The 15,393-nt window shown below is 31.2% G+C and carries 15 protein-coding genes; 7 read left to right on the top strand and 8 right to left on the bottom strand.

What is annotated here, in order from left to right:
* Positions 1-7: 7 nt before the first annotated feature.
* The 7 genes from JG780_RS03540 to JG780_RS03510 form a co-directional block, all read right to left on the bottom strand.
* Positions 8-1,201: an inorganic phosphate transporter gene (locus JG780_RS03540; RefSeq protein ID WP_004103751.1), complete on the bottom strand. Its 1,194-nt coding sequence runs from the start codon at positions 1,199-1,201 to the stop codon at positions 8-10.
* A 12-nt stretch (positions 1,202-1,213) separates the two neighbouring features.
* Positions 1,214-1,885 (bottom strand): DUF47 domain-containing protein, encoded by a 672-nt coding sequence (locus JG780_RS03535; protein WP_004103753.1) that lies wholly within the window; start codon positions 1,883-1,885, stop codon positions 1,214-1,216.
* Between the two features lie 23 nt (positions 1,886-1,908).
* A complete protein-coding gene (locus JG780_RS03530; protein WP_237697479.1) occupies positions 1,909-2,907 on the bottom strand; it encodes a lysylphosphatidylglycerol synthase transmembrane domain-containing protein in 999 nt (332 codons plus the stop codon).
* On the bottom strand, positions 2,888-3,568 hold the full coding sequence (locus tag JG780_RS03525; protein ID WP_287569214.1) for an IspD/TarI family cytidylyltransferase: 681 nt from the start codon (positions 3,566-3,568) through the stop codon (positions 2,888-2,890). Before JG780_RS03525 ends, JG780_RS03530 begins: the two co-directional genes overlap by 20 nt.
* Before the next feature lie 5 nt (positions 3,569-3,573).
* Positions 3,574-4,440, bottom strand: coding sequence for an AAA-type ATPase lid domain-containing protein (locus JG780_RS03520; RefSeq protein WP_114702352.1), 867 nt, complete (start codon positions 4,438-4,440; stop codon positions 3,574-3,576).
* Between the two features lie 100 nt (positions 4,441-4,540).
* Positions 4,541-5,425 (bottom strand): bifunctional enoyl-CoA hydratase/phosphate acetyltransferase, encoded by an 885-nt coding sequence (locus JG780_RS03515; RefSeq protein ID WP_004103759.1) that lies wholly within the window; start codon positions 5,423-5,425, stop codon positions 4,541-4,543.
* A 4-nt stretch (positions 5,426-5,429) separates the two neighbouring features.
* Positions 5,430-6,245: a M55 family metallopeptidase gene (locus JG780_RS03510; RefSeq protein WP_012579426.1), complete on the bottom strand. Its 816-nt coding sequence runs from the start codon at positions 6,243-6,245 to the stop codon at positions 5,430-5,432.
* A 274-nt stretch (positions 6,246-6,519) separates the two neighbouring features.
* On the opposite strand from JG780_RS03510, the gene dnaA reads away from it, so the two are divergent.
* From dnaA to JG780_RS03475, 7 genes are all read left to right on the top strand, one after another.
* Positions 6,520-7,836, top strand: a complete 1,317-nt coding sequence (dnaA, locus tag JG780_RS03505) for a chromosomal replication initiator protein DnaA (RefSeq protein WP_287569213.1) — start codon at positions 6,520-6,522, stop codon at positions 7,834-7,836.
* A gap of 41 nt (positions 7,837-7,877) precedes the next feature.
* Complete coding sequence (locus tag JG780_RS03500; RefSeq protein WP_004103765.1) at positions 7,878-8,060, top strand: ferredoxin; 183 nt, start codon at positions 7,878-7,880, stop codon at positions 8,058-8,060.
* A gap of 228 nt (positions 8,061-8,288) precedes the next feature.
* Positions 8,289-10,109 carry a hypothetical protein gene (locus JG780_RS03495; RefSeq protein WP_287569212.1) on the top strand — a complete coding sequence of 607 codons (1,821 nt, stop codon included), beginning with the start codon at positions 8,289-8,291 and terminating at the stop codon, positions 10,107-10,109.
* Positions 10,110-10,141: 32 nt separating this feature from the next.
* Positions 10,142-11,239 carry a BMP family lipoprotein gene (locus tag JG780_RS03490; protein WP_287569211.1) on the top strand — a complete coding sequence of 366 codons (1,098 nt, stop codon included), beginning with the start codon at positions 10,142-10,144 and terminating at the stop codon, positions 11,237-11,239.
* Between the two features lie 117 nt (positions 11,240-11,356).
* Positions 11,357-12,865 (top strand): ABC transporter ATP-binding protein, encoded by a 1,509-nt coding sequence (locus JG780_RS03485; protein ID WP_282956777.1) that lies wholly within the window; start codon positions 11,357-11,359, stop codon positions 12,863-12,865.
* A 1-nt stretch (position 12,866) separates the two neighbouring features.
* On the top strand, positions 12,867-13,901 hold the full coding sequence (locus JG780_RS03480; protein ID WP_004103771.1) for an ABC transporter permease: 1,035 nt from the start codon (positions 12,867-12,869) through the stop codon (positions 13,899-13,901).
* Entirely contained in the window at positions 13,898-14,857 is a 960-nt protein-coding gene (locus JG780_RS03475) for an ABC transporter permease (RefSeq protein WP_004103772.1), read from the top strand. Before JG780_RS03480 ends, JG780_RS03475 begins: the two co-directional genes overlap by 4 nt.
* A 284-nt stretch (positions 14,858-15,141) precedes the next feature.
* On the opposite strand, the gene JG780_RS03470 is transcribed toward JG780_RS03475, so the two are convergent.
* The coding region (locus JG780_RS03470; protein ID WP_287569210.1) for a zinc ribbon domain-containing protein at positions 15,142-15,393 on the bottom strand (252 nt) is incomplete at its 5' end.

Here is a 15,393-nt window from a genome sequence, read left to right as displayed (position 1 = left end):
TCACAACTTACGTCAATATTATATACAAAAGAGCACTAACTCCAGCTGCAAATGGTACTGTAACAAACCAGGAAATAATTATGTTCTTTAAAATTCCAACATTTACAACTTCTATTCCTCTTGCAAAACCTACACCAGATACTGCACCTACCACTGTATGTGTAGTTGAAATAGGCATTCCCATAGTAGAAGCTATAAGAACCGTGGTTGCAGTTGAAAAATCAATTGAAAAACCTCTAGTGTTATTAAGTTCAGTAATATCTTGACCAACTGTTTTCATAACCCTGTAACCCAAAATTGCAACACCAAAAGATATACCAATACCACCCAAAGCTAAAATATATTTTGGTATTTCTATTGCCCCTTTTACACTACCAGTAGTTATTATAATGTACATTAAAGCAAGTGGACCTACCGCATTTGCTACATCGTTTGCTCCATGAGAAAAACTGACATAGCATGAAGTTACAACCTGTGCTTTCTTGAAAATTTTCTCAACTATATCATATTCATTATCTCCAACTTTTGCTTTTCTCAAATACAAAAATGAAATAAGAAAAACTATAAATCCAATAATAATTCCTGCATAATTTCCTAATAATATATCCTTCTTCATTGTTTTTACAACAAAAAGTACTGCAATTGTATAAAATGCAACACCTAACAAAATTGGAGCAACATATTTTGCAGCTTTAGCTGGATGTTTTCTATGTAAGATTGAAAATGAAATAAATTTAAAGATCACATAAGCCATTGCTCCACCAATGAGTGGTGAAGTAACCCAGGTAATAACAATTTTTAATAAGGTCATCCAATTTACAATTTGAAGTCCACCAGCAGCAAGTCCAAAACCAATCATTCCTCCTACTATCGAATGAGTTGTCGAAACTGGCATTCCCCAAAAAGTTGCTAATAATATCCATATGGTTGATGCAATTAATGCTGAAAATGCACCAATCAATATATTATTTGGATCAGATATCATATTTAAATCAACTATGCCTTTTGCAATTGTTTTGGTAACGTGTGCTCCAAAAAGAATCGCTCCTAAAAATTCTAAAATAGAAGCTATTAAAACCGCTTGTTTAGGTGTAATTGCTTTTGCACCAACAGCTGTTGCCATACTATTTGCAACATCATTTGCTCCTATAGCAAATGCCATACCAAAGCCTACCAAAAATGCTCCTACAATCAGTAGCACTTTATCGCCTCCTTATCTAATAATCATTCTAATTCTTTCAACAACATTTTCAGCTCTATCAGCTATTTTCATCATTAAAACTACAATACTGTTTAAAAACAAAATATCAACAGGATTCATCTTATTTTTGTATGAATATAGTGTTTTTCCAATTTCTATTCCCAATGAATCTGTTTTTGATTCATCCTTTTCTACATCAAAAGTTAAATTATCTTCTTTATTAATCTCATTTGGAGAAAAGTCAGATTCTACGACAGTCCTAAGTTCATCTACGGAAACTTTCATAAATTTTATAACATCTGCAACATAGTCACCCATAAGTTTTATTTTTTCAATTACTTCTTCTGGACATTCATCAACTTTATTCATAGTAAGTATCTTTACAAAATCATCAACGGCATCTATAATCGAATCTTGGTTATGTATAATCTCAAGTGCATCTATTCTATCAAAATAGCTCCATCTGAGTTTTGTATATATCTCTCTCAACCTCGTTTTAATCTCATCAGCGCTAGACTCAAATTCATCAATTTCCTTAGAGTATTGCATTATATCTTTTCCATTAAAATAGTCGTCTAAAATCTGTGGTACGATAGTACCTGCTTTCATACAATACTCTGCGTGTTCACTGAGTAATTTCGTTGGTGATACTTCCGGAAATAACCTATCAATAAACCTCTTCATCTTATCCCTCCTTTTAAAGTTTATTAAATTTTTTCATTAGTTGAAATTTTTGCTATAAAGACACTTCCTAATAAAAGTGGTATATAAAATGTAACAACCCGATACACAGTAATTATTCTTATGGAAACATCCGGCCCCAAAATTTGAGAAAATACTATCTGATAAGTTCCTTCAATTCCTCCACTTGAACCTGGTGTTGGAATGTAATAAGCAACAGAATTTAAGAGTGAAATTATACCTAATAAATATAAGTATTCTATACCTGAAAATTTATCAACAAAAATATAGAAAATATAGGTATAAAGTAAAATTGTAACAAAGTACAATATTACATCCAAAACTAAAATCCATGGATTTTTAACCCACAAAATTTTTATACTTTCATGTAATGAATCGATCCATTCTATTATTTTTTCTCTCTCTAGCTTTTCTCTAGAAAATTTTCCAAAAAAAGATAATATTTTTTCTAAAAATTTTTTGTTTATAAATCCAATTAAAATAAGAAGAGAAATTGAAAAACTAACTATAAAACCCGTTAAAATTAATGACAATCCAAAACTTTTAGGATAAGCCGATAAAATAGGTCTTATAGATAAAATATCAATAATCAAAACAACAAAAGACATCTCTAATGTTCTTGAAATTACTATATTTGTTGCATCTTCTGTTTTTACACCTACTTTTGAAAGATGGTATATCTGATAAGGTTGGCCGCCTATAGACATTGGAGTGATATAAGAAATGAATTTACCGAAAAATATATTTTTGAAGGTCTCTTTGAAGGGAAGGTTATATTTAAAAAACTTTAATAACATTGAGAGTCTCATAGTATCTATCAAATAAATTATTACAAGTATTAATAAGCTAATCAAGAATTCTATAGTAAGTAAATCTCTAAAAAACGAAACTTGCGTTGAATAAAAAAATTGAAACAGAATAATCATCGAAAAACTAATTATCAATGAAATAAAAACCTTTTTAAAAATTGACTTTTTGCTTCTATTAGCCTCCGACAATTTCATCAACTCCCATTAGATGCAAATCTTCTACTGTAGTTATTTTTATATTCTTTTTATTGCCTTCTGTTATAGAAACTTTATAACCTGAAGCAAGCACAACTGAACCATCATCAGTAAAATTATCCAATCTATTTGAAAATTTAAAAAATGAATCTTTTAAAACCTTATATTTAAATGTCTGAGGTGTTTGGATTATAAATATACTATCTCTCTTTGGAACAGACAAAATAAAGTCATTTTCAACTACCGCTATAGTATTTTCAGAAGAAATTGCTGTAACTGTTGCTCCAAACATTTTTGCATTTTCAATGTTTTTTTCAATTATATCTTTATTTACAAATGGCCTTGCCCCATCGTGAATCAAAACAATGTCCTCTAAATCAATTTTATTTTCTAAAAATTTTATAGCATTAAAGGTTGAATGCTCTCTAGTTTTTCCACCTTCAATAACGTATATTTTTTTTTCAAACTTTTTTAAAATTTCTATGCTTTTATTTATATAATCCTTATTTGACACTACTACTAAAAATTCAAAGCAATCTAATAAAAACTTTTCAACTGTATGTTCCATCAATGCCTTACCATTAAATTTCAAAAATTGTTTTGGAAAATCTTTAGAAAATCTTGTTCCTTTTCCACCAAATAGAATTACACCAACTATCACATTTATCACCTTTTTTTAGAGTTTTCAATACCATAAAGTTTTATTTTGTGAGAAAGGGTTTTATAATTTATTTTGAGCATTTTTGCTGCTTCAAATCTCGAGTTAGATTTTTTTAAAGCAAGCATTATATATCTCTTTTCAACGTGTTTTACAAGTTTACTAGTAAAATTTACAAGATCTATACCTTCAAAATTACTGGCTTTAAATCTAGGTATTTCAATTCTTCCAGTTGCCGCATAATTACTAGCAACCTTAACCAATTCTTTTGTATTACCAGGCCAGTTATACTCCTTTAACAGCTCATATTCATTGTTATCAGGTATCTTTTTATCCAAATTCTTATGTTTTAGGTACAAAGACGAAAGAACAATATCAAAAATATATGGAATATCTTCTTTTCTATCCCTTAGGGGTGGAATTTTAACTCCTTTTTTCTTAGAAAATTTCACTTTTGTATGAGGTAATCTACTTTCAAAAAATGTTCTGTATTCATTTACATACATTCCATCTTCATATAATAACACTAATTCATTCTTTTCTTTAAAATCTAATATAACTTTTTGCAAAAACTCTCTTATTATAGGACCTTGGAGTTCTGGGAAAGAATACAACATATCATACTCTTCTTTTAGCCTTCTATGTTCTTCTTTAACTTCAAAGAGCTTAACGGCAAGCTCCAATTCCCTTAAGGAATATACCAAAATTTTTCCCGGGACAGTCTTTTCTTCCGTTAAATAAACTATGTCCCAATAATCTTCTCTAATTTTTTCTTCTAAATTTGAATTATAAATGTCAAAAACAACTTCTCTATGTTCATATAAAAACTCCCTCAGGCTCTCAACAAGAACCTGAGGGATTAGAATCTTAATCAAAGACTCACCCCTTATTGTATATTATTATTATACCCTCAGGTTTCCCCCACCTTTCTATTGTATTTTAACATATTCAAAGAAAATATTAAATACCATAAAATTACTTGCTAATTGCTGCAGCAATAGCTATTGAATTTCTTTTTGATTCGCTTGTATCGGCCCTTGAAACAATAATTATTGGAACTTTTGCCCCCATAATTATTCCAGCAATCTTACCGTTTGCAAGGTAAACTGCTGACTTTCCAAGGAAGTTTCCACTATGAATATCTGGAACAACTAAGATATCTGCTTTACCAGCAACCGGGCCTGAAACCTTTTTTACTTTCGCAGCAAACTCACTCAATGCGTTATCTAAACCAAGTGGTCCATCAATTTTACATCCTTTTATCTGTCCCCTATCAGCCATTTTTGTTAATATTGCAGCTTCCATTGTCTCAGGCATATCTGGATTTACTACTTCAACTGCTGCTATTAAACCTACTTTTGGTTCTTCATATCCTAAACTATGCGCTAGAGAAACTGCATTTTTTATAATTTGAACTTTTTGCTCCAACGTTGGTTTAATAACCATTCCACCATCTGTTACAAAAACTATCCTATCCATTCCAGGTGTTTCTAAAAGTGCAACGTGAGAAAGTAATCCTTCACCACGAAGCCCCCATTCCTTATTCAAAGCAGCTTTCAAAAGTGTAGCAGTTTTTACTAATCCTTTCATCAACACATTTGCTTGACCTGAAGATACCAACTTAACAGCCTTTTCTGAAGCTTCTGCTTCACTTTCAGCATTTACAATTGGAAGTTCCATTTCTAATCCCTCAAGATTTTTTCTAATAATTTCCTCTTTTCCAACCAATATAGCTTTTATGCCTAGATCCAAAACATCTTTAATCGCCTTTAATGATTCAACATCTTCAGCCCCTGCCAATGCAATAACAGCCTCTTTTGTCTTCGCTTTTTCTATTACCTCATCAAAACTTCTTAACATCCACTCACCTCCCAATGTATTTTACAACTGAACACATAAATGCCATACTTAAAATTGCATCAAATATTACTTGATAGTCTTCATGAACTAACTTTACACTTCTTCCATTAACTCTCTCAACAAGCGGTAACATCTCAACCAAATCCGCTCTTGCAGTATCAGTAAATTCAACAACTAACTCAACTGGTGTGTCAAATTTATAGACCTTGAATTTTTCTCTTGGGACTTGTAACATCCTCCTAGTTGTTTCTTCAATTTCTTTTAAAACCTTCTTCATAGATTTATGCTTTGCTGAAAATCTTCCTAAAGATTCTTTAGTTTCTACAAAAAAAACATCATCAAAAACTTGCCCTTTTAGTTTATCATCACCAACTATCATTGCAACTGGAACATTGTAAAGTCCAGCATAAGCTGCATTGATGAGAGCCTCATTCATTTTTTGACCATTTATCCATATATTATATATAGATGAGGAAGAATAAGAATGATCCATAACCGCATATCTTGTTCCAACACCAGCATGATATCCAAAAAATACTACCCTATCAAATGATTCATCAAGACCACTCATCATATAATTTTTCCTTAGTCCACCAGAAATTAATTCCACATTTTCAAATTCTTTTGTAATTTCCCACAATATATTATCTCCCATAGCATGCGAATCAACTAATAAAACATAATTCCCATCAGTTGCCCTTAAAAAAGCCTTCAATTGTTCCATCAAATAATTTTGTTTGAATTTAACGCCATATTCAACATCGGACCATTGAGTAACACCACCCAATCCCTCAAAATCAATAGAAACATATATTTTCATACTCCCCCTCCTTTATGTTACAAAAATATTTTAACTCAAGTTCCTATAAAACCTAAGCTTTGCATTTCTTTGCAAAATCAAGAATTTTAAAAACTGCCTTAAATACTTTATTCTCATCATATTTAATCTAAAAATACAGAAAACTTAAATACCTGTTTCAAATTATTGGGAAATTATTTAGAACATTGACACATTTATTCCTTGAAATTTTACATACATCTGTGAGATAATATTTGATGCCCCACCAGAAAAATATTTTCCTGAGGTGTTTCCTATGAAAGATAAAATACTTTCAGCACTAAAAGAAAAAATCAGCCGCCAAAACTGGGAAAGTTGGTTCTTAGATTTTAACGTTAAAAAAATTGAAGATAAACATGTTGTTTTTGAAGTCGGTAATATTTTTATAAAAGACCGACTTGAGCAAAAATTCAGCAAAATTATTTCGAAAGTAGTTAAAGAATCTCTTGGAAAAGATGCTACTTTTGAAATAGTTTATAAAGAAATTGATATTACTCAAGAAAATGAAGAAAAAGGTCCTTTAGTAAGAAAAAGACCTTTACTTATAACTCCACTAAATCCGAAATATACATTCGAAAATTTTGTAGTGGGAAACTTTAATAGATTTGCATATAACGTTTTTCTTGAAGCCAGTAAAAAACCTGGTTATTACAACCCTATATTTTTGTACAGTGGTGTGGGACTTGGAAAAACACATCTTGCTCAAGCACTAGGAAATTTTCTTTTGGAAAACGACCCTGATCTTAAAGTTGCATACCTTACCAGTGAAGATTTTATGAATGAAATGTTTTATGCAATTAAAAATGGAACAACAGAAGAATTTAGAGAAAAATATAGAAAAAAAGCAGATATATTGATAATTGACGACATTCAATTCTTGATCGGTATAAAATCTGCACAAGTTGAACTTTTCCATACATTTAATGCAATACATGAGGCAGGAAAACAAATTATTATATGTTCAGATAGAACTCCTCAAGAATTAAAAGATTTTCATTCAAGAATGATTTCAAGATTTCAAATGGGATTGCTAGTTAAAATTGAAAATCCTACTAAAGAAGACTTATTTAAAATTGGAAAAAAAATCAGTAAACTTAAAGGTGTAGAAATAAACGATGAAATTATAGATTACATAAGCTCTATATATGATAATCCGAGATTAATTCATGGCGCAATTTTAAAATTAATTGCTTACAAAAATCTATATGGTTCTCTAAATTTATCTATAGCACAAAGTATTTTAACTAACCCATCCAAACCACCAAAAGCTTTAGAAGAAAAGCTTATTGAAATTCTAAGTGATATTTTTGAGTGTTCACCTGAAGAAATTCTTTCAAGTAAAAGAACCAAAAATATTTCATATGCTAGAAAAGTTGGAATGTACTATGCAGCAAAAAAATTAAACCTTTCAACACGAGACGTTGGAAAAGTTTTTAACAAGTCACACTCGTCAGTTGTACAAAATATAAGCCAAGTTGAAAAATTAATAAAAGAAGGAAATATAATAATAAAAAATTATCTAAAACAGATAGACAAAGCAACAAAAAACTTTGCACAAGGCGAAAGTATATGATATAATCAATGTAGTCTATCAAATAGCAGGAGGTGACAAACGTGAAAGTAAGAGTTGACGAAGCAACATGCATCGGATGTGGTGTTTGTGAAAACCTCTGTCCAGATGTCTTCAAAATCGGAGACGATATGAAGGCAAAAGTTCTCCAAGCAGAAACAGATTTAGACTGTGCTAAAGATGCAGCTGACAGCTGTCCAACCTCTGCAATTACAGTAGAAGAATAGTAGATTTTAAAGGCCGGAATTTTCCCGGCCTTTGATTTTATCCGGCAGTTAGTCCTCTATAAATTCCTTCCCTTTCATTTATAGTAAATAACCGCTAAATTTTTAATTTTATTGTAATTTTCTACATTTTTCATGATATAATTAAAATTGTAGATATTTTTTTTTTATGTTAGAATAAAATACCTGGTAGATAATGCTAAAAGATTAACCAATGGAGGTGCTGATTTAATGAAGCGGTTAACCATTTTTGTTTTTTTAGTACTAATCTTATCACTAACTTTTCCAATCAATCTTGAAAAATCTAAGGAATTATTCTTATACTATATCAACAATTTTGAAACATCTAATGATGATGAATTTTTATCAAATACCAGAAATTCTATCAACACTTTTTTACCAATTTACAGATATTACAAAATCGAACTTGTTGGAAGTGTTGAAAAAACAGATGTTTCAAAGAAAATTGGTGACTATCTTAATGTAATTTACAAACAAAATATATCGAATGATTATACTATACAACTTGCCAGAGCCGCATTTTTTTCATACCTTGAAGCATCACTTGAAAGAAAAAAATTCGAAGCAAGCTTTATAAAATCCTCTCCTAATTTTAACAGTTTTTTTAACTCCTACCAATCAAAGGTTATTTTTGCTGCAAGAAATTATCTTTCTGATCTTCTAGCAAAACATCTTGGCGCTAAAATTAACTTAGCTGGTAATGCTGATATAGAAGATGCTCCTCAATATTCATTTGAATTTGAATACACTCCAAAATTTAAAGAACATGAGTTTATCGATGAAATAAAAATTATTCTTAAAGATGAAGAAATAAAAAAGAATTTTGTAAATTATTTAGAAATTATCTCTAAAAATCCAGAAAGAATTGTACCTAACATTAACAGATATAGTGGACTATTACAAAGAAACGTTATTAAAAGTGTCTCAAACTTGAAAAATATCTTTTCAGACGAGTTTGAAAAGACTGCTCCAAAATCATACAATTTTTGGTGGCTAAGATGGGTTGCCTATATTGTTTTAATTCTGATTGCAATTAAGTCAAAAAAGTGGGATCTTGCAATATTTATAATTTCAATTGTTGAGATTTTGTATCTATTTATTGGCTTTGATATCTTATCTAACTCTGATGCTACAATATATGGGTTAATTTCATTTTCTGCCTTACTTGCTTCATTAATAATATTTATAAAAAACAAAAAATTTCTTGAAATTTCATTGATTGCTCTATTATTAATATCATTTTTAATTCCAACATATTATACCAAAGATTTTCACATGAAAAACCTTAAAGAATTTGAAAATTCTCCATACTTTACTGAACTTATTAACGATGTTTTAAAAGATAAATATTCCAAATTTTCAAATATAGTAAGGGAATTAACTACAATTGCAAATTCAAGTATTATAGAAACTGAAGATATAATTAAAAGACTTTCAATAAACTTAAATAATTTTACCGAAAAAATAAAAGATCCTGAATATAAAAGTGTTAAAAATTTCGATGGTAGAGTCAATGATTTCAAAGCATTAACTACTGAGTTTTCTAATTATCAAATTGAAGAAAAAATAAGAGAAAAGCAATTCAAAAAAGCTGAAAATAATTTAGAGAAATTCGCGAAAAAAGTTGCTAAAATTTCTTCTGATGCATTTGAAAATGAATTTCTAAAAGAAATTCAAAACGATTTAAATTTTGAAGAAATAAGTCCAACAGTCAAAAAAGTAAATGAAACTATTAAAAATACTAGAGATCTTGAAAAAATACCAATTCAATTTTACAGAACTAAGTTTGGGATCCTAACATTCGTATTTTTATCACTTGGATTTTTCTTGACATCACTAAAAAGTAAAAATTCAATTATATGGAACATTGCTGCAACATTATCATCTATATTAATGCTTATTAATCCTATAATTTTCTTTGTTCAATCCGGTGTTCCTTTGATCACATTTAATTATATTATTGTAATACCAATTTTACTTGTCATATCTATAATAATTTTAATAAGAAGCTTTAAACCCATAAAGGGTTAAAACATACACTTTTCAAAAGGGAGGGAAGTTCTATGAAAAAATTACTTATTTTCATTTTGTCGATATTATTTGTAGTAAGTGCATTTTCTTTCAAAGCTATTATGGTTACTGATACTGGTGGTCTTGGTGACAAATCTTTTAACGATGGAACTTGGGCTGGTATTAAAAGAGCTGCTGCTGAACTTGGAATTGATGCTCAAGTAATTCAATCATATGAACAAGCAGACTATGTTTCAAACCTTACAAAAGCCGCACAAGAAATTCAAAAAGAACCAGATGGTGGAATCGTATACGCAGTTGGATTTATGATGACTGATGCTTTATTTGAAGTTGCACAACAATTTCCTGATGTCTATTTTGCAGGTATAGATATTGCTCCATCTTCTGGTGATGTTCCACCTAACGTAATTTGCTTCCTATTTAAAGAACAAGAATCTGCATTTCTTGTAGGCTACATTGCAGCAGCAACTACAAGAGCTAATAAAGTTGGATTTATTGGTGGAATTCCAATTCCTCCAGTTGAAAGATTTAGATACGGTTTTGAAACTGGTGTAAAGGTATTCAACGACCTTCATGGCACAAATGTTCAAATAATTAAAGGATATACAAATCATTTTAGTGATCCAAAAAAAGGTAAAGATCTTGCTCTTTCTCAATTTGCAGAAGGTGTAGATATAATATTCCACGCAAGTGGTGCTTGTGGAAATGGTGTTATTGAAGCAGCAAAGGAAAAAATGGTTTCATTAGTTGGAAAAGACGATTTGAAATCTATTTTAGAATACGCATTTGAAAAAGGTGGATACTTTGCAATGGGTGTAGATGTTGATCAAGATTATATGGCTCCTGGTGTTGTTCTTGCAAGTGCAATGAAGGGTGTAGACACCGCATCTTATCTTGGTGTAAAATGGGCATATGAAGGAAACTGGACACCTGGAATTCACAAACTTGGTCTTGCTGAAAACGGTGTAAGAATGAGTCCAATGAAGTATACAAAAGGACTTGTTGAAAATAGAACACTTGCAGAACTTGCATATCTTGTTACATTGATTAAAAAAGGTATCCTTACAGTTCCAGAAACCGAGGAAGCTTTAAAATCCTTTAGAACACCAAATATAGTATTCCCATTCTAATTTATAAAAAATTTTGGGGGCATCTGCCCCCATTGCTTTGTCATTTTACTAAGGTTTAAAACCTTAGTTAAGTGACAAAGCGTTGAAAGGAGGAGTTAAATTGTGTATGCCGTAGAAATGGTAAATATTGTTAAAAAATTTCCTGGAGTTTTGGCAAATGATCATGTAACTATAAGAATTAAAAAAGGTGAAATTCACGCAATAGTCGGAGAAAACGGTGCTGGTAAATCAACCTTGATGAATCAATTATATGGACTGTACCATCCAGATGAGGGTGACATTTTGATCAATGGCAAAAAAGTAACAATTAAAGGACCAAAAGACGCTATAAAAAATGGAATAGGAATGGTTCACCAACATTTTATGTTAGTTGATACATTAACTGTTGCTGAAAATATAGTACTTGGTAGTGAACCTGTAAAAGGTTTAAATTTTGATATTAAAGAAGCCAGAAAACAAGTTAAAGAATTATCTGAAAAATATGGATTATTTGTAGATGTTGATGCAAAAATAGAAGATATTCCAGTTGGTATGCAACAAAGAGTTGAAATTCTAAAAACTCTCTACAGAGGTGCAAATATAATTATTTTGGATGAACCTACTGCTGTATTAACTCCTCAAGAAGTTGAAGAATTGTTTGTGATAATGAGAAAACTTAAATCAGATGGAAAAACTATTTTATTCATATCACATAAATTGCATGAAGTTATGGAAATAAGCGACAGAATAACTGTTATGAGACTTGGAAAAGTTACAGGTGAGCTTGAAACCTCAAAAACTAATCCTAAGGAAATTGCAAGACATATGGTTGGAAGAGATGTTGTTTTAAGAGTTGAAAAAGCTCCACATAAGCCTAAAGAAAAAGTTTTTGAAATTAAAGATCTTGTTGTTAAAGATAACAGAGGGCTAGTAGCAGTTAATAAAGTTTCTTTTGATATAAGAAAAGGTGAAATAGTTGGTATTGCAGGTGTTGCTGGCAATGGTCAAACTGAACTTGTAGAAGCAATAACTGGATTAAGAAAAATTGAAGATGGGAAAATATACTTTGAAGGTAAAGATGTAACACACTTTACACCAAAGCAACTTAGAGAACTAGGACTTGCTCATATTCCTGAAGATCGATTAAAACATGGCCTTATTGAAGAATTTGAAGCTTACTATAATGTTATTCTTGGGCAACACTATAAACCTCCATTTTCCAATGGAACTTTTTTAAATCATAAAGAAATATTTGAATATACAAAAAATCTAATGGAAGAATTTGATGTAAGGCCTAGAAGAATTCAACATCTTGGAGGAAATTTCTCAGGTGGTAACCAACAAAAACTAGTAGTTGGAAGAGAAATTAGAATGAATCCAAAATTTCTAGTAGTTGCCCAGCCTACTCGTGGTTTGGATGTTGGGGCAATTGAATTTATACATAAACAAATATTAAAAATGAGAGAAATGGATGTTGGAATTCTTTTAATTTCTATGGAACTTGAAGAAATATTCTCTTTAAGTGACAGAATTATTGTAATGTACGAAGGAGAAATTATGGGTGAAGTAAAACCAGAAGAAACTACAGTTGAAGAAGTAGGATTGATGATGACTGGTCAAAGACTTGTAGAGGCACGGAGGGGATAAGATGAATAAAAGATTCTCTGCAATACTCATACCTATTATTTCTGTACTAATAGCACTTGCTATTTCAACAGTTATTATATTATTGATTGGTAAAAATCCACTCACTGCTTATTCAGCATTAATTAGAGGCTCTTTTGGTTCAAAACAAGCAATTGCTGATACAATAATAAAAACTACTCCATTAATATTAACTGGTCTTGCTGTTGGCTTTGGATTTCGAGCAGGAGTCTTTAATATCGGTGCAGAAGGTCAAATGGTAATGGGAGCATTGATTGCTGCAGCTTTTGCTGGAAACTTTGGATTTTTGCCACCGATTATAGCTATTCCATTAACTATTTTAATAGCCATGGCAGTTGGTGCTGGCTATGCTGCAATTGCTGGATTTTTAAAGGCAAAGACCGGTGCTCATGAAGTTGTTACGACAATAATGCTTAATTGGATTGCAACTTACTTTGCATCTTACATGGTAACAGGTCCACTAAAGGTTGGATCAGGTACACCAAAAAGTCCTGAGATTGCTAATTCCGCACAACTTCCAATATTGATGAAGGTAGGAGCCATTGAAGTTAGTGCAGGTATTATAATTGCAGTTATTGCAGCAATTTTTATGTATATTTTACTAAATAAATCAACAACTGGATATGAAATTAAGGCAGTTGGTTTTAATCCTTATGCTGCTGAATACGGTGGAATCTCAGTATCTAAAAATATTATCCTTGCCATGGCAATTAGTGGTGCACTTGCTGGTCTTGCAGGAGCAACAGAATTAATGGGCGTTCATCACAGATTCTTAGGTGAACTTTCTGGAGGAAAAGGTTTTGATGGTATAAGTATTGCATTAATTGGACAAAATAATCCAATTGGAATTATATTTGCTGCCTTACTTATTGGAGCACTTAGAACAGGAAGTAACGAAATGCAATTTGTTGGTGTTCCAAAACATATGGTTATGATAATTCAAGGTATTGTTATCTTTCTTGTCGCAGCCGATAGAATTGTTCGTACTATTATGATAAGAAAGAAGGTGACAAAATGAGAGTCTTAGAAGCAATTTTCCTTGTTTTTATAAACCCGCTTTTTTATAAAATTACATTAACAGCTGCTACTCCTTTAATTTTTGCCTCACTTGGTGGAGTATATAGTGAAATTACCGGTGTTGTAAATATTGCCCTAGAAGGTATTATGCTTATGAGTGCATTTACTTCCGTCGTGTTTACACATCTATCTGGGAATGTTTGGATTGGGGTTTTAATGGCTGTAATCTCTGGTCTTGCATTTTCATGGATTCATGCATGGGGTAGTATTAAGTGGGCAGGTAACCAAGTTGTTTTAGGTACTGCTTTAATATTAATAGCTCAAGGTGTTACTGGTTTTTTGATGGAACCAATTTTTGGAAAACCTGGTCAAACCGACTTTGTTGGAAAAGTAGAAGAATTAAAAATTCCCGGATTATCTAATGTACCATTTTTTGGAAAAATATTTGGTGAATTAAGTCCTTTCGTATATATGGCATTTGCGGCAGTTGCATTTTCCTGGTGGCTAATCTATAAAACTAAACTTGGACTTAGAATGAGGGCAGTTGGTGAAAATCCGGAAGCAGCTGATACGTTGGGAATAAATGTTTTTGGAATAAGATATTTTGGTGTACTAATGAGTGGAGTTTGGGCCGGCCTTGCAGGAGCTTACTTAAGTATTGGTGAAGTTGGTCACTTTAGAGAATTAATGACTGGCGGTAGAGGATTTATAGCACTTGCAGCAATGATTTTAGGTAAATACAATCCTGTTGGAGCAATGCTTGCGAGTTTATTATTTGGCGCATCAAGTGCATTTGCAAACCAAATGCAAAGCAGCTCTCTAATTCACGTTTCTGCAACTGTTAAACCATTATTTGACATGATCCCATTCATCCTTACCATTATAGTTGTCGCAGGATTTGTTGGTAAATCTCGTGCTCCAAAAGCTGATGGTGTTCCATACGAAAAAGTTTCCTAATTAATAAATATAAAATAATATAAACAAAAGTCCCTCTTCTTGAAAAACCAACTAAAATCAAGAAGAGGGATTTTTTATTATTACTTTATATATCATTTTATTGACATTCTTTACTACATATCTGTTATAATAATCCTATCAAAAAGGAGTAAAAATAAAAATGAATAACATAAGTAGACTTCTTATATTTGCTTTTTTAATGGCTTTAGTTCTAAATTTCTTTAAAACTGAATATAACTATTTTTGTGAACTACCATGACTTATAGAAGTCACGTCTTCCTGCTTCAACCAGTGATGGCTCGTAGACCCTTTTCAGGTTCCGCCGCCAGAGCACTGTCCACAGGCGTAAATTCGGACGGTTCCCGCCCTACTGGTATTGTTAAGCCATATTTGGCTAAATTTTTTGCGGCATTTATATCTCTATCATGCTCTGTTCCGCATATTGGACAGACCCATTTTCTTATTTTCAAATCTTTAACTTCTTTATTAACATAGCCGCATACACTACAAGTTTGACTTGACGGGAAAAATCTATT

Source organism: Thermosipho sp. (in: thermotogales) (genome assembly GCF_020054775.1).
In the GTDB taxonomy this organism is placed as follows: domain Bacteria; phylum Thermotogota; class Thermotogae; order Thermotogales; family Fervidobacteriaceae; genus Thermosipho; species Thermosipho africanus.
The sequence above is the reverse complement of the archived record's forward strand: the minus strand, read 5'-3'. Positions and strand labels throughout refer to the sequence as shown.